The organism is Pseudomonas sp. W2Jun17, from assembly GCF_023127795.1.
Taxonomy (GTDB): Bacteria; Pseudomonadota; Gammaproteobacteria; order Pseudomonadales; family Pseudomonadaceae; genus Aquipseudomonas; species Aquipseudomonas synxantha_A.
In genome coordinates this window covers 341,912-364,383 of the sequence record NZ_SPKO01000036.1, presented here as the reverse complement: position 1 = coordinate 364,383, position 22,472 = coordinate 341,912, and the positions used below count along the sequence as shown (strand labels likewise).

At 60.7% G+C, this 22,472-nt stretch carries 20 protein-coding genes; 10 read left to right on the top strand and 10 right to left on the bottom strand.

The genetic code is table 11. The features are described 5' to 3' along the window. Nucleotides 1–13 precede the first annotated feature (13 nt). Nucleotides 14–412, bottom strand: coding sequence for an AraC family transcriptional regulator (locus tag E4O98_RS24320; protein ID WP_103734404.1), 399 nt, complete (start codon nt 410–412; stop codon nt 14–16). A gap of 203 nt (nt 413–615) precedes the next feature. Here E4O98_RS24320 and E4O98_RS24315 point away from each other — a divergent pair, with 203 nt between their 5' ends. The 5 genes from E4O98_RS24315 (at nt 616) to E4O98_RS24295 (ending at nt 5,775) form a co-directional block, all read left to right on the top strand. After that, a complete protein-coding gene (locus E4O98_RS24315) occupies nt 616–1,521 on the top strand; it encodes a LysR family transcriptional regulator (RefSeq protein ID WP_032876265.1) in 906 nt (301 codons plus the stop codon). Between the two features lie 124 nt (nt 1,522–1,645). Continuing rightward, nucleotides 1,646–2,236, top strand: coding sequence for an antibiotic biosynthesis monooxygenase (locus E4O98_RS24310; protein ID WP_248089699.1), 591 nt, complete (start codon nt 1,646–1,648; stop codon nt 2,234–2,236). After that, nucleotides 2,233–4,071 carry an amidohydrolase gene (locus E4O98_RS24305; RefSeq protein ID WP_248136468.1) on the top strand — a complete coding sequence of 613 codons (1,839 nt, stop codon included), beginning with the start codon at nt 2,233–2,235 and terminating at the stop codon, nt 4,069–4,071. Before E4O98_RS24310 ends, E4O98_RS24305 begins: the two co-directional genes overlap by 4 nt. Nucleotides 4,072–4,095: 24 nt before the next feature. Further along, nucleotides 4,096–4,713, top strand: a complete 618-nt coding sequence (ycaC, locus tag E4O98_RS24300; RefSeq protein WP_005787666.1) for an isochorismate family cysteine hydrolase YcaC — start codon at nt 4,096–4,098, stop codon at nt 4,711–4,713. A gap of 180 nt (nt 4,714–4,893) precedes the next feature. After that, a complete protein-coding gene (locus E4O98_RS24295; protein ID WP_005787668.1) occupies nt 4,894–5,775 on the top strand; it encodes a LysR family transcriptional regulator in 882 nt (293 codons plus the stop codon). Nucleotides 5,776–5,819: 44 nt separating this feature from the next. Here the strand turns inward: E4O98_RS24295 and E4O98_RS24290 are convergent, their stop codons facing one another. The 5 genes from E4O98_RS24290 to E4O98_RS24270 all read right to left on the bottom strand — a co-directional run bounded on the left by E4O98_RS24290 (nt 5,820) and on the right by E4O98_RS24270 (nt 11,245). Next, complete coding sequence (locus E4O98_RS24290) at nt 5,820–6,764, bottom strand: D-isomer specific 2-hydroxyacid dehydrogenase family protein (protein WP_032876254.1); 945 nt, start codon at nt 6,762–6,764, stop codon at nt 5,820–5,822. After that, nucleotides 6,761–7,930 carry an acyl-CoA dehydrogenase family protein gene (locus tag E4O98_RS24285; protein WP_248127899.1) on the bottom strand — a complete coding sequence of 390 codons (1,170 nt, stop codon included), beginning with the start codon at nt 7,928–7,930 and terminating at the stop codon, nt 6,761–6,763. Before E4O98_RS24285 ends, E4O98_RS24290 begins: the two co-directional genes overlap by 4 nt. 66 nt (nt 7,931–7,996) lie before the next feature. After that, entirely contained in the window at nt 7,997–8,971 is a 975-nt protein-coding gene (locus E4O98_RS24280) for an ABC transporter substrate-binding protein (protein ID WP_005787673.1), read from the bottom strand. Between the two features lie 82 nt (nt 8,972–9,053). After that, nucleotides 9,054–10,637, bottom strand: coding sequence for a rhodanese-related sulfurtransferase (locus tag E4O98_RS24275; protein WP_248136466.1), 1,584 nt, complete (start codon nt 10,635–10,637; stop codon nt 9,054–9,056). Further along, the gene (locus E4O98_RS24270; protein WP_148853663.1) at nt 10,634–11,245 is read right to left on the bottom strand and encodes a cysteine dioxygenase; all 612 of its coding nucleotides are present in this window, start codon (nt 11,243–11,245) and stop codon (nt 10,634–10,636) included. The genes E4O98_RS24275 and E4O98_RS24270 overlap by 4 nt, the downstream gene beginning before the upstream one ends. Nucleotides 11,246–11,458: 213 nt before the next feature. On the opposite strand from E4O98_RS24270, the gene E4O98_RS24265 reads away from it, so the two are divergent. Further along, nucleotides 11,459–12,364 carry a LysR family transcriptional regulator gene (locus E4O98_RS24265; RefSeq protein WP_032876242.1) on the top strand — a complete coding sequence of 302 codons (906 nt, stop codon included), beginning with the start codon at nt 11,459–11,461 and terminating at the stop codon, nt 12,362–12,364. A 106-nt stretch (nt 12,365–12,470) separates the two neighbouring features. Next, entirely contained in the window at nt 12,471–13,265 is a 795-nt protein-coding gene (locus E4O98_RS24260; RefSeq protein ID WP_005787679.1) for a class II aldolase/adducin family protein, read from the top strand. A 57-nt stretch (nt 13,266–13,322) separates the two neighbouring features. Here E4O98_RS24260 and E4O98_RS24255 read toward each other — a convergent pair whose 3' ends face one another. Beyond that, complete coding sequence (locus E4O98_RS24255) at nt 13,323–14,405, bottom strand: LLM class flavin-dependent oxidoreductase (protein WP_248136490.1); 1,083 nt, start codon at nt 14,403–14,405, stop codon at nt 13,323–13,325. Between the two features lie 314 nt (nt 14,406–14,719). On the opposite strand from E4O98_RS24255, the gene E4O98_RS24250 reads away from it, so the two are divergent. Further along, nucleotides 14,720–15,064, top strand: a complete 345-nt coding sequence (locus tag E4O98_RS24250) for a hypothetical protein (RefSeq protein ID WP_032876239.1) — start codon at nt 14,720–14,722, stop codon at nt 15,062–15,064. A gap of 55 nt (nt 15,065–15,119) precedes the next feature. Continuing rightward, nucleotides 15,120–16,028: a glutaminase B gene (gene glsB / locus E4O98_RS24245; protein ID WP_248136464.1), complete on the top strand. Its 909-nt coding sequence runs from the start codon at nt 15,120–15,122 to the stop codon at nt 16,026–16,028. Nucleotides 16,029–16,342: 314 nt separating this feature from the next. Here glsB and mddA read toward each other — a convergent pair whose 3' ends face one another. From mddA to E4O98_RS24230, 3 genes are all read right to left on the bottom strand, one after another. Next, nucleotides 16,343–17,110, bottom strand: coding sequence for a methanethiol S-methyltransferase (gene mddA / locus E4O98_RS24240; RefSeq protein WP_078821123.1), 768 nt, complete (start codon nt 17,108–17,110; stop codon nt 16,343–16,345). 189 nt (nt 17,111–17,299) lie between these two features. Next, nucleotides 17,300–18,544 carry a saccharopine dehydrogenase family protein gene (locus tag E4O98_RS24235; RefSeq protein WP_248136462.1) on the bottom strand — a complete coding sequence of 415 codons (1,245 nt, stop codon included), beginning with the start codon at nt 18,542–18,544 and terminating at the stop codon, nt 17,300–17,302. Between the two features lie 28 nt (nt 18,545–18,572). After that, nucleotides 18,573–19,670 carry a carboxynorspermidine decarboxylase gene (locus E4O98_RS24230; RefSeq protein WP_032876228.1) on the bottom strand — a complete coding sequence of 366 codons (1,098 nt, stop codon included), beginning with the start codon at nt 19,668–19,670 and terminating at the stop codon, nt 18,573–18,575. 288 nt (nt 19,671–19,958) lie between these two features. Here E4O98_RS24230 and metE point away from each other — a divergent pair, with 288 nt between their 5' ends. Next, nucleotides 19,959–22,247 (top strand): 5-methyltetrahydropteroyltriglutamate--homocysteine S-methyltransferase, encoded by a 2,289-nt coding sequence (gene metE, locus E4O98_RS24225; RefSeq protein ID WP_248089706.1) that lies wholly within the window; start codon nt 19,959–19,961, stop codon nt 22,245–22,247. The last annotated feature ends 225 nt before the right edge of the window (nt 22,248–22,472 follow it).

Here is a 22,472-nt window from a genome sequence, read left to right as displayed (position 1 = left end):
TGCGTCACGACCACTAGGCGGCGATCACGTCAGGTTTGGGACGCGAGTGGTGATTTCGCCAGGTCATCGGGTTCACACCTTCGCTGCGCGTGAACATATGGCAGAAGTGCGCCTGGTCGCAGAATCCGCATTCCAGGCTGATTTGCGTGAGGCTCAAGGACGAACCGGTGATCAATTCCTTGGCCCGCAGAATCCGCTGCTGGCGAATCCATTCCTGGGGCGACACCCCGGTGGTGCATTTGAAGGCGCGGGAGAAATGGCTGCGCGACAAGGCGCAGGCCTGGGCCAGGTCGGCGATGGCCAGGCTTTCGCCGAGATTGGCGAGGATCAATTGCTTGGCGATGCGCTCGCGCCGGGGGCACAGGCCACCGGTGGCGGACAAACGAGGGGCATATTGCTCAAGTCGGGCCATGACAAATATCCGCAGTCGATGGGAGCGTTCCCGTGAATGGATGCAGTGTAGACGCGGCTTATCTTGTTGCCGGGCCGCCTGGCTGACGAGTTAATCGTTGTTAATTTCGCCAGGTGCCGTCGCATAAAAGACAGCACGGCTATGCAATCGCAGGCGTGCGGGGCATGCTTTGCTTGCCCTCTGCAAATTGTCTGGATACCGCCATGAATCGCAACGACCTGCGTCGCGTCGATATGAACCTGCTGGTGATTTTCGAGGCCCTGATGTTCGAAAAAAACCTGACCCGGGTTGCCGAGAAGCTCTTCATGGGCCAACCGGCGGTCAGCGCGGCGCTGGGCCGTCTGCGCGATTTGTTCGACGACCCGTTGTTGCTGCGCAACGGTCGCGGCATGGAGCCCACGCCACGTGCGGTGGCAATACTCAAGGAGCTGCAACCGGCCATGGACACCATCTCCGGCGCCGTCAGCCGCGCCAAGGATTTCGACCCTTCCACCAGTTGCGCGGTGTTTCGCATTGGCCTGTCCGATGACGCCGAGTTCGGGCTGTTTCCCGCGTTGCTCAGCCAATTGCGCGAGGAGGCCCCGGGCATCATCGTGGTGGTGCGCCGGGCCAATTACCTGTTGATGTCATCGCTGCTGGCCAGCGGCGAAATTTCGGTCGGGGTGAGCTACACCACCGAACTGCCGGCCAATGCCAAACGTAAGAAACTGCGGGATATTCCCTGCAAGGTGTTGCGCGGGGATGACGGTGAGGCGCCGCTGAGTCTGGATGACTACTGCGCCAGGCCCCATGCAATGGTGTCGTTTTCAGGGGACTTGAGCGGCAATATCGATTTGGACCTGGCGCGCATCGGTCGCTCGCGGCGGGTGGTGCTGGCGGTGCCGCAGTTCAGCGGGTTGCGCGCGTTGCTGGCGGGTACACAGATCATCGCGACCGTGCCGGACTACGCAGCGTGCGCGTTGACCGAAGGCACCCGCTTGCGGGCCGAGGATCCGCCGTTTGCGATTGATGCGGCGGAGCTGTCGATGGTCTGGAGCGGGGTGCATGACAATGACCCGGCGGAGCGCTGGCTACGCGGGCGGATTGCCGAGCATATGGCGGCGAGCTGACTGCCAAGTGACTGTCGGTGATCTCCTCCCACAGAAACCCAGACAGCACATACATCCAATTCCCAGTACCCCCGGCCCGGCAAACTCCTCCCATCGCTCAATCCTGCGGGGGAGTCACCCAATCATGGACCCAACACCTAAAACCAGCTCTGACGAAGTCGTCACGCTGGTCGTCAAGCACCGGGTCAAGCCCGGCCGTGAAACCGAGTACGAAGCCTGGCTACGCCGCATCGTGCGTATCGCTGGCGAACGCCCCGGCCACCTGGGCGTCGACGTGGTACGCAGCCAGCAAAACGGCACGGCCCTGTTCACCTGCGTATTGCGCTATAGCTCCACCGATGCCCTGGAACTGTGGCTCGACTCCCCACAACGCCAGGCCCTGATCGACGAAGCCGCGCCGATGCTGGCTGACGGCGATCAGACTGAAATCGGCGGCGCCAATGAGTTCTGGTTCGCCCCTCAGACCGACGGCGCCGCCAAGCCGCCGCGCTGGAAGCAGGCGGTGGTCAGCCTGTTTGTGATCCTGCCGCAAACCTTGCTGTTGCCCTTTATCTGGGGGCCGATCCTGCGGCTACATCCGTTTTTGTCCAACTACGTGGTCTCGACCTTTTTGGTCACCCTCACCATCGTGCTGTTGGTGGTGTACCTGCTGATGCCGGCAGCCACCCGCTTGTTCGCTCCCTGGCTTGAAGCCTCTGTAAAGGAAACCCTATGAACGCCGATCTGATTCTGTTCAATGGCCAGTTCCACACCGTGGACCGGGAAAACCCACGCGCCAGCGCCGTCGCCATTCGCGACGGGCGCTTCGTCGTTGTCGGCACTGACGGTGAGGCCATGGCCCTGCGCGGCAGTGGCACCCAGGTGATCGACCTCAAGGGCCGTACCGTCATCCCCGGCCTAAACGACTCGCACCTGCACCTGATCCGTGGCGGGCTGAACTACAACCTCGAACTGCGCTGGGAGGGCGTGCCGTCCCTGGCCGATGCCTTGCGCATGCTCAAGGACCAGGCCGATCGTACGCCCACACCGCAATGGGTACGCGTGGTCGGCGGCTGGAACGAATTCCAGTTCGCCGAAAAACGCATGCCCACCCTGGAAGAACTCAACCAGGCCGCGCCGGATACCCCGGTGTTCGTGCTGCACCTGTACGACCGCGCCTTGCTCAACCGTGCGGCGCTGCGCGTGGCCGGCTACACCAAGGACACGCCGAACCCACCGGGCGGCGAGATCGTACGTGACAGCAACGGCAACCCCACCGGGATGCTGGTGGCGCGGCCCAACGCGATGATTTTGTATTCGACCTTGGCCAAAGGCCCAAAACTGCCGCTGGAATATCAGGTCAACTCCACCCGCCAATTCATGCGCGAACTCAATCGCCTGGGCCTGACCAGCGCTATCGATGCCGGCGGTGGTTTCCAGAACTACCCGGACGATTACGCGGTGATCGAGCAACTGGCCAAGGACCAGCAGTTGACGGTGCGCATCGCTTATAACCTGTTCACCCAAAAGCCCAAGGAAGAACTCAGCGACTTCAAGAACTGGACCGGCAGCGTCACCCTGCATCAGGGTGACGACTACCTGCGCCACAACGGTGCCGGGGAGATGCTGGTGTTCTCCGCTGCGGACTTCGAAGACTTCCTCGAACCACGTCCGGACCTGCCGCTGACCATGGAACAGGAGTTGGAACCGGTGGTGCGCCACCTGGTGGAACAGCGCTGGCCGTTCCGCCTGCACGCCACTTACGACGAATCCATCTCGCGTATGCTCGACGTGTTCGAGAAGGTCAACCGTGACATTCCGTTCAATGGCCTGCCGTGGTTCTTCGACCATGCCGAAACCATCACCCCGAAAAACATCGAACGGGTGCGCGCCCTCGGCGGTGGTATTGCGATCCAGGATCGCATGGCGTTCCAGGGTGAGTACTTTGTCGAGCGCTATGGCGCCAAGGCCGCCGAAGCCACGCCACCGATCAAACGCATGTTGGCCGAAGGCGTGCCGGTAGGGGCGGGCACCGATGCCACGCGGGTCTCCAGCTATAACCCCTGGACCTCGTTGTACTGGATGGTCAGCGGCCGCACGGTCGGCGGTCTGGAGCTGCACGCCGAGGGCTTGCCGCGCCTTACCGCGCTGGAATTGTTTACCCACGGCAGCGCCTGGTTCTCGTCCGAGCAGGGCAAGAAAGGCCAGATCAAGGTCGGCCAGTTGGCGGACGTGGCCGCGTTGTCGGCGGACTTCTTCAGTGTCGATGAAGAAGCCATCAAGTGGATCGAGTCGGTACTCACCGTGGTCGGCGGCAAGGTCGTCTACGGCGCTGGCGACTTCGAAGATTACGCCCCGCCGCGCGTGCCGGTGCTGCCGGACTGGTCGCCGGTGGCCAAGGTGCCGGGGCACTGGCGCCCGACTTCGCCGATGCAGGCGCAGGTACATCAGTGCAGCGGCCCGTGCGGCGTACACGCCCACAGCCATGAAAAAGCCCGTCTTTCCAGCGTGCCGGTCAGCGACTTCCAGGGTTTCTGGGGCGCGTTCGGCTGCTCGTGCTTTGCCTTTTAATCAGCAAATCGAAGGAGTTAACCCATGACTTACAAGCGCTTGAACAAAGATGACGCCGTTGTCCTGCTGGTCGATCACCAGACCGGTCTGATCTCCCTGGTGCAGGATTTTTCCCCCAACGAGTTCAAGAACAACGTGTTGGCCCTGGCCGACGTAGCCAAGTTCTTCAACCTGCCGACCATCCTGACCACCAGCTTTGAAAGCGGCCCCAACGGCCCACTGGTTCCGGAACTCAAGGCACTGTTCCCGGACGCGCCGTACATCGCTCGCCCTGGCCAGATCAACGCCTGGGACAATGAAGAGTTCGTCAAGGCCGTCAAGGCCACCGGCCGTAAGCAGATCATCATTGCTGGTGTGGTGACGGATGTGTGCGTTGCCTTCCCGACCCTGTGCGCCCTGGCCGAAGGCTTCGAGGTGTTTGTGGTCACTGACGCCTCCGGCACCTTCAACGAGACCGTGCAACAAGCTGCCTGGGCACGTATGACCGCCGCGGGTGCGCAACTGGTGAACTGGTTCTCGGTGGCCTGCGAGCTGCAAGTGGACTGGCGCAACGACATGGAAGGCCTGGCCAACCTGCTGTCGCCGCGCATCCCCAACTACCGCAACCTGATGAACAGCTACTCGGCGTTTACTGCCAAATAACCGGTTCTCGAAACTTGTAGGTAATCCCTGTGGGAGGGGGCTTGCTCCCGATAGCGGTGAGTCAGATATGGATTAATTGACTGACCCACCGCTATCGGGAGCAAGCCCCCTCCCACATCAGGTTTGTGGTGTGCCTCTTAACCCGCTATAAAACAGCCCATCGTCCACTGAGTAGCGACAATGAACCCCTTCGAAGACATGCGCCTGTTCTGTCAGGTCATGGAGTCCGGCAGTTTCACCGCCGCCGCCGAGCAACTGGGCCTGTCCAAGCAATTTGTCAGCCGCCGCCTGATCCAGCTAGAAGAACGCCTGGGCGTGCGCCTGCTCAATCGCTCCACGCGGCGCCTGGATGTCACGCCACTGGGCCAGAGTTACTACGAATCCGCCTTGCGCCTGCTCAGTGATGTCGAGCAGGTGGAGCAGGGCATTGCCGGGCAGAACAGCGAACCGCGCGGCACGATTCGCCTCAGTGCGCCGCTTTCGTTTGCCATGGCGCACTTGGGTTGCCTGCTGCCGCTGTTCCTGCAGCGCTATCCCGACGTGTCGGTGGAGGTTGATCTCAGCGACCGCCCGGTAGACCTGATCGGCGAAGGCTACGACTTGGTGCTGCGGATCGGCACCCTGGAAGATTCCACCTTGATCGCCCGCCGTATCGCCAGCATCCCGAGGGTGTATTGCGCCAGCCCCGATTACCTGGCTTTGCGCGGCACGCCGCAAAAACCTGACGACCTTGCCGACCACGACTGTCTGCCTTACGGTCACGGCCGCCAGGTGCAATGGCGTTTCAAGGGCAAGCTGCAAGCGCTGAATGTGAGCGGGCGCATGCGGGTCAACAACGGCGATTTGCTGCGTGACACCGCCATTGCCGGGTTGGGGGTTACCTACCTGCCGACGTTCATAGTCGGCGAGGCATTGAAGGACGGTCGCCTGGTCAGCGTATTGGACGAGTTCGCGCCCGAAGCCCTGACGTTGTCGGCGGTGTACCCCCAGCACCGGCAGAGTTCACGGCCGGTACAGGCGTTGGTCGAGTTCCTGCGTGAACGCCTGGCTGGCGGTTGCTGATACGTGTGGGAGCAGGCAAGCCAGCTCCTGTAATTTGAATAGCGTCAGGCGTTTGCTACGTTGGTTAATTCAAGGCCCGCCACATACCGCTCCAGATTCGCCAGGAACGTATCCGCAATCTCCTCCTTGCTGTTGGTAGAGATCGCCGACGTATGCGGCGACAACCGCACCCTGGGATGGGTATACAGCGGATGCCCGTCCGGCAACGGCTCCGGCTCGGTCACGTCGAGCGATGCCAGCCCGATCTGCCCGTTATCCAGCGCCTCCAGCAGCGCCTCCTGATCCAGCAAGCCACCGCGTGCGATGTTGATCAGGTGCAGCCCCGGCTTGGCGCTGCCCAGCACGTCACGGTTGATAACGTGCCGCGTTGCCTCGGTCAGTGGTGCCGCCACCACCAGGTGGTCGGCGCGGGCGAACAGGTCGTGGATGTCAGTGGCGGCCTCCACGCCGGCGCTGAACGGAGCCTGGCTCTGACGCAGCGCGATCACCTTGAGGCCAAGGCCCAGGGCTTTTTGCGCCAGGCTTTCGCCAATCGCCCCAAAGCCCAAGATACCCAGGGTGGTACCTTTGAGCGGGCGCAGGGCGGTGAAATTCCACTGCGAGTCTTTCACCCAGATGTCCGGCAGGTGTTTGGCGGCGGCAAAGATTGCTGCCAGGGCGAATTCGGCCAGGTTGTCGGCCGCGCTGCCCCTGGACGTGCTCACAGGCGGGCCGTTGAACAGCCACTGCGGGTAGAAGTCGATGCCCGATGACACCAGGTGCACCCATTGCGCGCCGTAGGGCCAGCCCGGTGGGGGCGTGTCGGGGGCGATATAGCCGCGCACATTGATCGGGCGCAACAGCAGGATATTGGCCTGGGGTGGCAGGTCGTTCGGCGCACCCACCGGCACACCGATCACCTGAGCTTGGGGGTGCAGCGGCGCCAGTCGTTCGCGAATGACCTGGTTGAAGTCTTCGTCCAACTGGCTGGCAATTATCACGTGGCTCATGGGCGCTCCTTCTGGTGTTGGGTAAACACGGCTCTGCCGACACCTTGCAGCACGGCGTCGTTTTGTGGGGTATGCACGCGGCTGCACAGCACATCGCGGTAATGCCGTTGCAGTGGGCTATGGCGTGACAAGCCTGGGTTGCCCGAGGCTTCGATGGCCAGCTCGACGGCGCGGATCGCGTTACCGGTCACCAGGTATTTCAATTGTGCGGCGTTGGCGGTCGGCGTGTGGCCTTGAGCGGCAGCCTCAAGCAGGCTGCGATTGGCGAACAGCAAGGTGTCGATATGGCCGACGGTTTCCTGAAAGCGCGGCAAAGTGGACAGCGCAGCACCCAGGTTGGATGGCTTGCGCTCTTGCAGCCAATTCACCAACCAGTCCCGCGCCGCCTGGGCCACCGCGTCGTAAACCGACGACAGCAGCACCGACATCCACAGCAAGCCTTCGCCATCCAGCTCCGGCTGCGGCGCGCTAAAGGGGCTGACGCTGACGGCGTGGTCCAGTGGCACCAGTACGTTGTCGAGCACCACCTCGTGGCTGCAAGTGGCGCGCATACCCAGGTGATCCCAGGTGTCGATGATGCTCACGCCGGGGCTGTCCTTGGCCACCAGCCAGGCGCCCACCAGCGGGTCTGCGTCGTCGCTGCGCGCCCATACGCTGAACCAGCTCAAACCATGGCTGCCGGTGGAGTAGAGTTTGCGCCCGCTGATACGCCAGCCGTCAACGGTGCGCACGGCGGTGGTGGCGGGCAAACCGCCCCGGGCCGGTGTGCCCAGGTCCGGCTCGACGCGCAGGGCATTGATCAGCGCACCGTTGCGCACCGCGTCCTCGGCGACGCGTACGCGCAGGTGCCGGGGCCAGGTTTTGCTGTCTTGCAGGCGGGCGTGTTGCAGGTACTGCATCACCAGGATCAGCGCGGTGGATGGCTCGCCCTTGGCGACGGCGCTGATGGCCTTGCGCGCCTGTGCCAGGCTGGCACCGCCGCCGCCGAGGGCGCTGGGGACGGTGAGGGCGACCAGGCCGTGTTGGTGCAACAGGTTGAAGTTGGCGTGGGGGAAGGCGCCGCTTTCGTCATAGACATGAGCGGTCCCGGCCAGTTCGGCGCTGAGGCGGGTGAGCGTGGTGTCGAAATCGACGACGTCTACAGCGCGTAGAGACGAGTGAGTCATCAGCATGTACTCGGTCAAGTGTGGGAGGGTGTCTAGCCTTGAGCGGGGCTCGCACTGCATCCCTCTTTAGCGCGAGGCCTGGTCGAGGGTGGCACGCTTGGCGTTAAAGCTTGGGTCGAAGCCTTGGGAGACATCGATGCGATTGGGCAGCAGTCCCTCTTTTACATACGTGTCGGCGGTGGCTTGCAGGCCGCTGATCACCGCGTCGTCAATCGCGACCGGCGACAGGTGAGTGTCCTTGGCCACTTCGATATGCACGGCCAGCGGCAAGCCGGTGATCCTGGCCTGGGCGGCGGCATACTCATCGGGGTGGGCGTTGGCCCAAGCGTAGGCGCGGTCAACCCGTGCGACAAAGTCGTCCAGTTGCGCGCGCTTGTCGGCAATGGCCTGGCCGGTCGCAGCGAAGTACAGATGATTGCTCAGCAGGTGTTTACCGCTGACCAGCACGCGAGCGTTGCTCTGTGAGGTGACCACGGTGGTGTACGGGTCCCAGGTGGCCCAGGCGTCTGCAGTGCCGTTGTCCAGCACCAGCCGCGATTCGGCAGGCAGCAGGAATATGAACTGCACATCCTGAGTGCTCAGGCCCGCATCGTTCAGGGCCCTGATCGCCAGGTAATGCCCGATGGAGCCGCGCCCGGTGACGATTTTTTTGCCTTTGAGATCGGCCGCGGTCTTGATCGGCGAGTCCTTGGGCACCAGCAGCGCGGTGGTGTTACGCCCTTGTGCATGGATGATGCTGATCACTTTGAGCGATGCGCCGGCGCCCAGGGCGAACACATAAGGAGCGTCACCGAGGGCGCCGACATCCACGGCGCCGGCATTCAGCGCTTCGCCCAAGGGCGAGGCCGAGGGGAATTCCGACCACTTGATTTCGTAGGGCACGTTGCGGGTTTCGCCAGAGGCTTGCAGCAGCGCCTTGATCGTGGATTTCTGGTTGGCCACGCGCAGCGGTTGCAGGTCGGCAGCCTGTACGCTGGACAGCAGGCCGAGGGCCAGGGCGGCGCCCAGTAGCAGGTGTTTGAAAGGGATGGCGTACAGCATGGGACACACTCCAGGCGTTGGATAAGGGGGATACCTCCACCTGGAGAAGGGGTCGGATAGGCGAAAACGATGCAGCAGCAGGTCAGATCACGTAGAAACCATGGGTTCCGTCGCGGGCCAGTTGCTCGACCAGGCCGAACTCCCAATCCAGGTAAGCCTGCATGGCTTCCCGTGGGTTGTCGGTGCCTTCGTAGGGGCGACGGTAGCGGTCGATACGCGGTGAGGCGAGGTGGGTTTCGCCTTCCTCCAGGGGCAGTTGCGCGGCGATCCAGGCGGCAGTGCCGTCCTGCAGCACGAACACCTGCTGGCCGGTCAGCGCTTGCACCTCGGCCACCGCCAGGCGCGCCAATTGGCTGCTGCCGCAGGTCAATACGTAGCGCTGGGCACGCGGCACCTTGGCCAGGGCCTGGGGCAGTTGCGCACGCAGCACCCACCAGGCACCGGGTATATGGCGTTTGACGTAATTGGCGCTCGCGGTGAAGTCCAGCACCACGGTGTCACCATGGCCCAGCCAGTCGGCGAGGGTGTGCGGGCTGATCAGTTCGGCCTGGGGTGGCGCAGGCACTGGCGCGACCCACCCGCCGCGTTCGCTGAAGTGCTCGGCTTGCAGATCATCCAGCACGTGCACTTGCCAACCCAACTGAGCCAGCCAGGAGGCGGACATATTGGCACGCACGCCGTCATCATCGACCAGCACCAGGCGCGCACCGCGGACGCTGGCGACGTGGTCGGTTTCCTGCACCAGTTGCCCGCCGGGTGTGGCGCGTGCCCCGGGCAGGTGCCCGGCTTCGAATTCTTCCGGGGTGCGCACATCGAACAGGTAGGTGGTGCGCGTCGTGTCCTGCTGCCAGTGGTGTAGATCGTCAAGGGTGGCGCGGCCGACACGGGCCTTGTCGGCAACGCGGCGTGCAGCCTCGGCGGCGGGTTGGCGATGTTCCTCTGGCGTTGGCGCGAAGCGGCGGGCTTGGCTGTGGGCAAGTGTTTGCCCGGCCAGGGTCCAGCCGATGGTGCCGTTGCGTAGCGCCGCGACCGGGTTGGGAAGGCCGGCATTGATCAACGACTGGGTACCAATAATGCTGCGGGTGCGCCCGGCGCAGTTGACGATAATGCGCGTGGCCGGGTCTGGCGCCAGTTCGCGGGCGCGCAAGACCAGCTCGGCACCCGGCACGCTGATACCGGTTGGAATACTCATGGTCTGGTATTCGTCGAAACGGCGGGCATCGAGCACCACCACATCGGCCTGGCTGTCGAGCAGGGCCTGGACTTCTTCGGCGGCCAGGGACGGCGTGTGGCGCTGGCTTTCCACCAGCTCGCCAAAGGCTTTGCTTGGCACGTTGACGTCGATAAACAGCTCGCCACCCGCGCGGCGCCACCCGTCCAGTCCCCCCTCAAGCAGGCTGACCTGGGTGTAGCCCAGCTCAAGTAGACGTTTGGCAGCGCGGCTGGCCAGCCCTTCACCGTTGTCATACAGGGTGACCTGGGTATCGCGGCGTGGAATGCGTGCGTACGCCTCCAGTTCCAGCTTGGACAGCGGGATATTGGCGGCGAACAACGGGTGGGACTCGGCAAACGGCGCCTCTTCACGCACGTCGATCAACGCCAGCTCCTCACGGTCCAACAGGGCCTGGCGAATCTGGGCAAAGCTGCGGGTCGATACGGTGGTCATAGGGCAGGGCTCTTTTCTTTGGACAGGTCCCAGATGTTCGGGAGCGTGGCGTTGGAATAACCGGAGATAAACAATTTTTCGCTGCCGTCGGGTTGGTACACCGCACGGCGTACCGCACCGATATTGGCGCCGTATACATGGATGCTGATGGACACCTGATCGCGGTGGGCATTGCTGACCTGATGGATATCGCCGATCTTGGGCGATACCGCCTCGACCTGGCCCGGCAGCAGCTGGACGGATGAGCCTTGCGCCACCAGGCTGCCGTCGGGCGCACGTGCAAAGCCCTGGGAAAACTCAGCGCCCCGCAACATGCCGATCAGCCCCCACACCCGATGGTCATGAATCGGCGTGCTTTGCCCTGGCCCCCACACAAAACTGACCAGGCTGAAACGCTGGCGCGAATCGGCATGCAGCAAAAATTGCTGATAGCGCTCGGGATCGGGCTGGGCGAACTCGTCGGGGAGCCAGTCATCATGGCTGACCAGTTGCGCCAGCAGCTTGCCGCCGCGGTGCAGCAGGTCGCCTTCACGTGGGTTGGCGTCGATCAATTCCGCCAGGGCGCCTATGAAGGCTCTGAGTCTCTCGGGGTGTCGGGCCTGGGGCATGACCATTCCATCGTGCTGTTGTGATGGGGTTATATAAGCATAATGTTTATAGTTAATATGCTATTTTTTAATGATTAGCTTATAGCCACAGGTAATTTAGAACCGCCGTGAATAGCGTTAGACGTTATCGATCCCAAGGTGGGCTATCCAGAGCGGTGTGCGACAACTATGCTTCACGCACATCTTAATGACTGATCTCTATGTGCGGCCCAAATGAAAATTGACGATATCGATGCCTTTGTCGAAGTGATTCGTTGCCAGTCCATCAGCCATGCCGCCGAGTCGTTGCAACTGACCCAGCCGGCTATTACCCGCCGTGTGCAGAACTTTGAGCAGGCGCTGGGGGTGGAGCTGTTCGACCGCAACACCAAACCCCTCAAGCCGACGCTGATCGGCACCCGCGTCTATGAACAATGCCGGCTGATCTTGCGTGAGATGGATGCCCTGCGCGAACTGGTGGCCACCGATGCACCGCCCACCGGCGTGTTACGCCTGGGCGTCCCGCAAACCATTGGCGATGTGGTGTTGCTGGATGCGCTCAAGCACCTGCGCACTGAATACGCCGACCTGCGCGCCCAGGTTGCCACCGGCTGGGGCAGCCAATTGGTCGGCAAGATCGAACGCGGCGAACTGGATGCGGCGGTGGCGTTGTTCCCGGCGGGCAAGATTTTCCCGGACAACGTTGTCGGCGAGTCCATCGGCAAGATGGAACTGGTGGTGGTCTGTGCCAAGGCGCAGCTGCCGAAGAAGCCTTGCAAGCTGGCGGACGTGTACCAGAACGGCTGGATCCTCAACCCGGATGGTTGCGGCTTCCGTGCCGGGTTGCAGCGCACCTTGTCGGACCAGGGCCTGGCGTTGCGGGTCAACCTGGAAACCTTCGGCACCGAGTTGCAACTGGGTCTGGTGGCGGATGGGCTGGGCCTTGGCCTGGTGCCACGTCCGTTGCTCGAACGCAGCGCTCAGCGCGAGCACCTGGCAGTGATGCCGCTCAAGGATTTCAAACCGGTGATGGATTTGTGGCTGATCTATCCGCACTTTCTCGGCAACCTGCAAGGGCCGGTGGATGCGTTCGGGCAATGGGTGGCGGCTTCTTTGCATAAGGTTCGGGAAGTGGCGTGATATGAAAAAAAATAATAATTAGCTTAGATTAAAATGTGCTTTTTATTATTTTTTTGCTTCCCCTAGGCTGGCCTGACGTCCTTAAGGCCATCCAGGAAGTTTTGTCATGAGCAGCGTCACCTCGCTATCGAGTGTTTCCAATACTGTCCGCCAACGTGTTACGCCAGAGGAATGGGAGGTGCGTGTCAAACTGGCCGCCGCCTATCGCCTGGCGGCCCTGTACAAGTGGACCGACCATATCTATACCCATTTCTCGGCCCGTGTGCCGGGGCCCGATGAGCATTTCCTGATTAACGCCTTTGGGCTGTTGTTCGATGAAATCACTGCGTCCAACCTGGTTAAGGTCGATCTGGACGGCACTCTCGTCGATGACCCTACGGGCCTTGGCATCAACTACGCCGGTTATGTGATCCACAGTGCCATTCACGGCGCGCGCCACGATTTGCAAGCGGTGCTGCACACCCATACCCGCGACGGCATTGCCGTGTCGGCGCAGAAGGGCGGCTTGCTGCCGATCTCCCAGCACGCCATTGCGTTCTCAGGGCGCGTGGCCTACCACGGCTATGAAGGCGTGGCCCTGGACCTGGACGAGCGCGAGCGGCTGGTCGCGGATTTGGGCGACAAGAGCGTGATGATCCTGCGTAACCATGGCTTGTTGACGGCGGGTGTCAGCGTTGAGCACGCCTTTCAGCAACTGCAAGGCCTGGAGCGCGCGTGCAATATCCAGATTGCTGCGCAGGCGGCGGGGAATGCCGAGTTGGTTTTCCCGCCCGCAGAGGTGGTAGCCAAGGTCGAGCAGCAGGCCAAGGTGTTCAGCAATGGGGAAGGGCCGGGCGTGGCACGGCATTGGAATGCGCTGGTACGCCAGTTGGAGCGCACTGATACTGACTACAAGAACTGATCCTGAGTGCGCAGCAAATCAAATGTGGGAGGGAGCAAGCCCCCTCCCGCATTGTTCTTAAGCTACTTGTTGGGCCTGTTCCCTCTCTGCGACCAACTGGCGGGTGAGGGGAATCAACTTCTTGCCATAGTCGATCGCATCATTGAGCGGATCGAACCCGCGGATCAGGAAAGTGGTAATCCCCAGATCGTAATAATCCAGCAGCGCCTCGGCCACTTGCTCAGCCGTGCCCACCAACGAGGTGGAATTACCCTGTGCTCCGAGCAACCCGGCAATTCCGGTCCACAAACGCTTATCCAGCCGCGACCCCTGCGCCGCCGCCGCCAGCAAGCGCCGCGAACCCTCATTTGGCGGTTCACGGCGCACAAAACCATGCTGCTCGGCCAGTGCTGTGGCCTGCTGCAAAATCTGCTCGGCGCGCTGCCAGGCCAACTCCTCGGTCTCGGCGAGTATCGGGCGCAATGACAGGCTGAAGCGAATCGTGCGCCCATGCCTGGCCGCTTCTGCCCGCACCTGGGTCACCACTTCGCGTACCTGTTCATAGGTCTCTCCCCACAGTGCATACACATCCGCGTGCTTGCCGGCCACTGCGATCGCAGCTGCTGAGGAACCGCCAAAGTACAGTGGAATATGCGGCTGTTGCGGCGACTTCACCGTGGAGTGCGCACCTTCGACCTGGTAGTAGGTGCCGGTGAAGTCAAAGGGTTGATCACGGGTCCATTCCTGGCGCACGACACTCAGGTATTCATCGGTACGCGCATAGCGTTCGTCCTTGCCGATATGGCTGCCGTCGGCGCGTAATTCGCGGTCATCGCCGCCAGTGATGATATGCACGGCGGTACGACCACCGTTGAACACATCCAGCGTGGCGAACTGGCGGGCAGCCAATGTGGGTTGGGCAAAACCCGGGCGGTGAGCGATAAGAAATTGCAGTCGGGTGGTGACGCTGGCCGCATGGGCCGCGATCAACGTGCTGTCCGGGCTGTTGGAATGGAATGCCACCAGGGCGCGGTCGAACCCCGCCGTTTCGTGGGCACGGGCGACGCTTTCAACGTAGTCCGGTTGCAGAGTCGGGCCGCTGCGCGGGTGGATTTCCGAGGCGTGATGGCCGCCGATATAGCCGATGAATTCGATGCTCATGGTCAGGTCCTTGTCGAGGTCGGTAAACAAGCCTCCACCGGGCAGGGGGTCGGTCCGTCGCATGAAAGTAGGGCTCACGGGCGAATCTGTAAAATGCCGATTGGTTCTAACCTAATTATAAAATTAAAGAATAATTATGATTGATTATTATAGAAGCTGTTTTTTGGCTTCGATCTCAAATGGAGAGCGTTTATAGATAAGGCCTCTAAAAAACTGTTCTCGGACGTGGCGCATTTCTAATGCCTCGCCTTGGCTCGACAGCGCCTGCAAATGAACTACCTTGAGTGACGAGCCCTCCCAATCGGTACTCAAGTATGCGCACGTTATGGACGCGATATCTGGCGTTGCTGGACAACGACCTGAGCACACAGATCTTCGACAACGTAAAGAACCTGCTGGTGTGCGCGCTGTTGTTCGCAGCGGGGACCAATACGCTGGTGGGGCAACAGGAGTTGTTTATCGGGGTGTTCGCCTCCAACGTCGCCGGTTGGGGGTTGATTATCCTGTCGACGCTGTTGATGTTGCTGAACGTCAGTGACGGCATTCGAAGGCTGGCCAAGTTGCGCTATCACCTGGCGCTACAACTGTTGTTGATCCTGGTGTACGTGGTGGTTGCCGAGCGGGTGGTAGAGATTGTGTGGGGCTTCCGCGCCCATTGACGTATCCTGCGCGCCTGGTTTTTCACTGATTCAAACAAAGATGACAGGACAAGATATGCAGGCGCTGCTCGAGTCGATTCTCGACGAAGTGCGCCCCCTGATCGGCCTCGGCAAAGTGGCCGACTACATCCCTGCGCTGGCCGACGTGCCCGCCGACCAACTGGGCATTGCGGTCTACGGCAACGATGGCACGGCTTACAGCGCCGGTGATGCCGACACACTGTTCTCGGTGCAAAGCATCTCCAAGGTCTTCAGCCTGGTGCAGGCCATCGATCACGGCGGCGAAAGCATCTGGAAACGCCTGGGCCATGAGCCCTCAGGGCAACCGTTCAACTCCATGGTGCAACTGGAATTCGAACGCGGCCGCCCGCGCAATCCGTTTATCAATGCCGGCGCTCTGGTGATCTGCGACATCAACCAATCGCGCTTTGCGGTGCCGATCTTGTCGATGCGCGACTTTGTACGGCGCCTGTCGGGTAACCCGCAGATCCTGGTCAATAGCGTGGTCGCCGAATCCGAAGCCCAGCACGGTGCGCGCAATGCGGCCATGGCCTACCTGATGAAATCCTTCGGCAACTTCCATAACGATGTGGACGCGGTGCTGCACAGCTACTTCAACTATTGCGCGCTGCAGATGAGCTGCCTGGACTTGGCCCGGGCCTTCAGTTTCTTGGCCAATGAAGGCGTGAGTGCCCACAGTGGCGAGCAGATTTTGACAGCGCGCCAGACCAAGCAGGTCAACTCGATCATGGCCACCAGCGGGCTGTATGACGAGGCGGGCAATTTTGCCTATCGCGTTGGGTTGCCGGGCAAGAGCGGGGTAGGCGGGGGGATCGTCGCGGTGGTACCGGGGCAGTTTACGGTGTGCGTGTGGTCGCCGGAGTTGAACGCGGCAGGGAACTCGCTGGCGGGGATGAAGGCGTTGGAATTGTTGAGTGAGCGGATTGGGTGGTCGGTGTTCTAGGGGCGAGTGGAATGCTGATCAACAGGCGCTATAAAAACACAATGTGGGAGGGGGCTTGCTCCCGATAGCCGTGTGTCAGATATAAATTAATTGACTGACGCACCGCTATCGGGAGCAAGCCCCCTCCCACATTTGCATCTTCAGTGTTCTGGGGAGTGGTGTACGGCCTGGCTTTATGCGGCGGGGCAGGCTTCACCAAGACTTTGTCTACCAGCAACTGCGCGCCTTCAGCATCCGGCAGATGCCCAGCGTTCATCCAGGCTGCCTGCGTCATCCTTGACGATCTTCGCGAGCAAACTCGCTCCTGCAGGAATCTAGCGACGTGGCTTTTTGAGGCGCGGCACAATCATGCCCACCTCACGCCTGTAGCGTCGATACCGCTCACCAAACAGCTGCACCAGATCCCTTTCTTCGAAACGGGCACCCACGAACAAATAAACCGACATCCCCAGCGCAAACAACAGATGGCCTGCCGTCATATGCGGGGTTGCCCAGAAAGCGATCAAAAATCCCAGGTACATCGGGTGACGCACGACACGGTAGAACAGCGGCGTTTTAAATATCGCCGCCTTTTGTGGGGTGTTTCGCCAATGATCAACGGCCTGTTTTAACCCGAACAGCTCGAAGTGACTGATCAGGAAGGTTGCCAGCAACACCATGCCCCAGCCCAGCCAGAACACACCTGACAACAGTGCCTTGGCCCAAGCCGCTTCAACCTCCCAGACGGTGTATGGAATGGGTTGCCACAGCCAGAACATCAACCCAAGCACCAGGCTGCTGAGCAGCACATAGGTGGAACGTTCAGCCACGGGGGGAATGAGTGTGGTCATTGTGTTCTTGAAGCTTCTACGTGCCATGAGGCTATGCTGGGCAGCGAACAGAATCATCAGCAGGCCGTTACTCAGCGCTGCAAGCGGCCAGTTGACAGGTTGCCCATCGTTAATGGCTTTGGGCACCAGCACGCTACCAGTGAAGCCTATAAGGTATAAAAACACGGTCAGGAAAATCAGATAGCAGGCAATGCTGTAGAGCAGCCAGGCCAGATGTACCGTGAGGTCGTTGGTTTGTTTTTGCGGACTCATGACGATTCCTTTCGCACATGGTGAGGGGATAAGTGAGTCAGTCTAGTGGAATTTGTGCGGCCCTTAACCTGTGAGAATTGACAGTTGCTTAGATGGATTGGCGATTATCTTGGGTGGATTGTGGTGTGCTTGCCTAAACAAAAAATGCGCCCCTGGGGGCGCATTTTTTGTCAGTCAGCAATCACCTATTCAGGCAATCGCATCCCAAGCCCGATCGCCGTTCTCGTCCTTGATCCGAGTCGGTAAGCCCATCACGTCCAGCGCTTTCAGGAACGGCTCAGCCGGCAGTTCCTCGACGTTGGCCATGTGCTTCACATCCCATTCACCACGCGCAACCAGCAGCGCTGCGGCTACCGGTGGTACGCCTGCGGTGTAGGAGATGCCCTGGCTGTCGGTCTCGGCATACGCCTCTTCGTGATCAGCCACGTTGTAGATGAACATCTCGCGTGGTTGGCCGCCTTTGGTGCCTTTGACCAGGTCGCCGATGCAGGTCTTGCCGGTGTAGCCCGGGGCAAGCGATGACGGGTCGGGCAGCACGGCCTTGACCACTTTCAACGGCACCACTTCCAGGCCTTCGGCGGTCTTGACCGGTTTTTCCGAGAGCAGGCCGAGGTTTTTCAGCACGGTGAACACGTTGATGTAGTGCTCGCCAAAGCTCATCCAGAACCGCACGTTGGGCACGTCGAGGTTTTTCGACAGCGAGTGCACTTCATCGTGGCCGGTGAGGTAGAGGTTTTGCGAGCCGACTACCGGCAGGTCGTCGGTACGTTTGACTTCGAACATGGTGTTGCTGGTCCACTGGCTGTTCTGCCAGCTCCACACCTGCCCGGTGAATTCGCGGAAGTTGATTTCCGGATCGAAATTGGTGGCGAAGTATTTGCCATGGGAGCCGGCATTGACGTCGAGAATGTCGATCGAATCAATGCGGTCGAAATGCTGTTGCTGCGCCAGCGCGGCGTACGCGTTGACGACACCCGGGTCGAAGCCCACGCCAAGGATGGCGGTGATGTTCTTCTGTTTGCATTCTTCCAGGTGATTCCATTCGTAGTTGCCGTACCACGGCGGGGTCTCGCAGACCTTGCCCGGCTCTTCGTGGATGGCGGTGTCGAGGTAGGCAACGCCCGTGTCGATGCAGGCACGCAGCACCGACATGTTGAGAAACGCGGAACCTACGTTGATGACGATCTGCGACTCGGTCTCGCGGATCAGGGCCTTGGTCGCTTCCACGTCCAGGGCGTTCAGCGCAAAGGCCTGGATATCGGCGGGTACCTTGAGGCTACCCTTGGCCTTGACGCTGTCGATGATGGCCTGGCATTTGGAGATGTTGCGCGACGCGATAGCAATACGACCGAGTTCGTCGTTGTGCTGCGCGCACTTGTGGGCCACCACCTTGGCGACACCTCCTGCACCAATGATAAGAACGTTCTTTTTCAATTGCTTTATTTCTCCTATATCCGCCAGCTTAGGAAAGGCTGGACAGGTAGTCGTCGTAACCAAATTCACGAACCACCTCGACTGTACCGTCGAGTTGTTTCACTACGATGGACGGCATTTTCAGGCCGTTGAACCAATTTTTCTTGACCATGGTGTAGCCCGCGGTGTCGATGAATGACAGCCGATCGCCGATGGCCAGCGGACGATCAAATTGATACTCGCCGAAGATGTCCCCGGCCAGGCAGGATTTGCCGCACACCATGTAGGTATGTTCGCCCTCGCTCGGCGCCAGCTTGGCGTTGAGGCGATAGATCAGCAGGTCCAGCAGGTGGGCTTCGATGGAGCTGTCTACCACGGCGAGGTTCTTGCCGTTGTAGAGGGTGTCGAGCACGGTGACTTCCAGGGAGGCGCTATTAGTGATCGCTGCTTCGCCGGGTTCCAGGTACACCTGCACGCCGTACTTCTCGGAAAACGCCTTCAAGCGCGCGCAGAACGCGTCCAGCGCATAGCCTTCACCGGTGAAATGGATGCCGCCGCCGAGGCTGACCCACTTGACCTTGTGCAGCAGCTCACCGAAGCGTTCCTCGATGGTGCCGAGCATCTTGTCGAACAGGTTGAAGTCGCCGTTCTCGCAGTTGTTGTGGAACATGAAGCCGGAGATCTGATCGATCACGGCATCGATCTTCACCGGGTCCCACTCGCCCAGGCGACTGAACGGGCGCGCAGGGTCGGCCAGCAGGTAATCGGAGCTGCTCACCTGCGGGTTTACGCGCAGGCCACGGGTCTTGCCTTCGCTGCGCTCGGCAAAGCGCTGCAGCTGGCTGATGGAGTTGAAGATGATCTTGTCGCAGTTCTCGAGCATCTCTTCGATTTCATCGTCGGCCCAGGCCACGCTGTAGGCGTGCGCTTCACCTTCGAACTTCTGGCGACCGAGCTTCAACTCGTACAGCGACGACGAGGTGGTGCCGTCCATGTATTGCTGCATCAAGTCGAACACCGACCAAGTGGCAAAACACTTGAGCGCCAGCAGAGCCTTGGCGCCGGACTGCTCGCGCACGTAGGCAATCTTCTGCATGTTGACCAGAAGCTTCTGTTTATCGATGAGGTAGTACGGCGTTTTGATCATTTTTGAGAGCCTGCGGCGGTGCCTGCCAAAAAAGGACACGCATTGTGCCCGCACTTGGGGCAGATCGAAAGGTTAGCGGGCGGAAATTGCGCGCTTGCGTTTAAGCATACGGAACGAGTGTGACCGTTCGTTAGGATGACGGTAATAACTGCCAGTGCGGTTATGGGCAATGCGCAGTTGTACGAACATGAATGGATCTTGTGATGATCTAGAATTAAATGAGTTTGTCTCACTATTGCCGACTGCCGACAATGAGCGCCATAAACATCGACATTGGAGCTTTACGTCATGGCAGTCGCTCATTCCCTCGGATTTCCGCGCATTGGACGCGATCGTGAACTGAAAAAAGCGCAGGAAGCGTTCTGGAAAGGCGAGCTCGACGAAGCCGGCCTGCGCGCCGTTGGCCGTGACCTGCGCAAGACCCATTGGGCGCTGCAAAAACAGGCTGGTATTGAACTGCTGCCTGCTGGTGATTTCGCCTGGTACGACCAGGTGCTGACTCACTCGCTGATGTTTGGCGTGATCCCCGAGCGTTTCCGCCCGGCCGATGGCCACGCCACGTTGCACACCTTGTTCGCCATGGCTCGCGGCGTCAGTGACAACTGCTGCGGCGGTGCTCACGCCCAGGAGATGACCAAGTGGTTTGATACCAACTATCACTATTTGGTGCCGGAGTTCAGCGCCGATCAGCAGTTCCACCTGGGTTGGGATCAACTGTTCGAAGAGGTCAAGGAAGCCCGTGACCTGGGCCACACCGTCAAGCCTGTCGTCATTGGCCCACTGACCTACCTGTGGCTGGGCAAGGCCAAGGGCGACGCTTTTGACAAGCTTGATCTGCTTGAGCGCTTGCTGCCGCTGTACGGGCAGATCTTCCAGCGCCTGGCGGACCTGGGCGTTGAGTGGGTGCAGATTGATGAGCCGATCCTGGTGCTCGACTTGCCGCAGGACTGGAAGAACGCGTTTGAGCGTGCCTATAACCTGATCCAGCGGGACCCGCTGAAAAAACTGGTGGCTACCTACTTCGGTGGCCTGGAAGAAAATCTCGGCCTGGCGGCCAACTTGCCGGTGGATGGTCTGCACATCGATCTGGTGAGAGCACCGGAACAGTACCCGACTATCCTGGATCGCTTGCCGGCCTATAAGGTGTTGTCCCTGGGCGTGGTCAATGGCCGCAACGTGTGGCGTTGCGACCTGGAGAAGGCCCTGGCCACGTTGCAGCATGCCCATGAGAAGCTCGGCGATCGCCTGTGGGTCGCGCCGTCCTGCTCGTTACTGCACAGCCCGGTCGACCTGGGCCGTGAAGACAAGTTGGATGCCGAGTTGAAAAGCTGGCTGGCCTTTGCCGTGCAAAAGTGCGAAGAAGTGGCTCTGCTGGCCCAAGCTGTCGACCAGCCCGAGGCACCCGCGGTACTTGCCGCCCTGGCTGAAAGCCGTGCCGTACAGGTTGCTCGCCAGGCATCGACACGGATCCACAAGCCTGCCGTACAAGCCCGCGTCGCCGCCATCACCGAGCAGGACAGCCAGCGCCAATCGCCGTTTGCCCAGCGTATCGAGAAGCAGCGCGCCGGCCTGAACCTGCCACTGTTGCCGACCACCACCATCGGTTCGTTCCCGCAGACCGCGTCGATCCGCCTGGCGCGCCAGTCGTACAAGGCTGGCAAGTTGAGCGAAGCCGAATACGTCGAAGCCATGCACAGCGAGATCAAGCACGCTGTCCAGGTGCAGGAAAACCTCGGCCTGGATGTGCTGGTGCACGGTGAGGCCGAGCGTAACGACATGGTCGAGTACTTCGCCGAACAACTGGATGGCTACGCGTTCACTCGTTTCGGCTGGGTGCAGAGCTACGGTTCTCGTTGCGTGAAGCCGGCAGTGATCTTCGGTGACCTGAGCCGACCGAAAGCCATGACCGTGGAGTGGATCCGCTACGCCCAGGGGCTGACCGACAAGGTATTGAAGGGCATGTTGACCGGCCCGGTAACGATGCTGATGTGGTCGTTCCCGCGGGAAGATGTGAGCCGCGAAGTGCAGGCCCGGCAACTGGCCCTGGCGATTCGTGACGAAGTGGTGGACCTGGAAGCCGCTGGCATCAAGATCGTGCAGATCGACGAAGCCGCGTTCCGCGAAGGGTTGCCGTTACGCCAGGCGCAGTGGCAACACTACCTGGACTGGGCTACTGAAGTGTTCCGCCTGTGCGCCTGCGGTGTGCGCGATGAAACCCAGATCCACACTCACATGTGCTACAGCGAGTTCAACGATGTGATCGAGTCGATCGCGGCGATGGATGCCGACGTGATTACCATCGAAACGTCGCGTTCGGACATGGAGTTGCTTGATGCCTTTGAAGCCTTTGACTACCCGAACGACATCGGCCCCGGTGTGTATGACATCCACTCGCCACGGGTGCCGGATGTATCGCAGATGGCTAACTTGCTGCGCAAGGCCGCCAAGCGGATTCCGGCAGAGCGTTTGTGGGTCAACCCCGATTGCGGCTTGAAGACCCGCGGTTGGCCGGAGACGGAGGCGGCGCTCATTCACATGGTCACCGCCGCCCGCCAACTGCGCGCCGAATTGGCCTGATATTGTCTGCAAGTGTGGGAGGGGGCTTGCCCCCGTGGCGGCCTGACAGCCGAAGCATCTCTACCTGACACCCCAGGATCTAAATGTGGGAGGGGGCTTGCTCCCGATGGCGGCCTGACAGCCGACCAGGATGTTGGATCAGACCGAGTACATATCCATTCCTGCGGTAACGGCTGATATTGGTTCCGCTTTTACAGCGGCTCACTTTTGAAAAGCGCAAAAGCA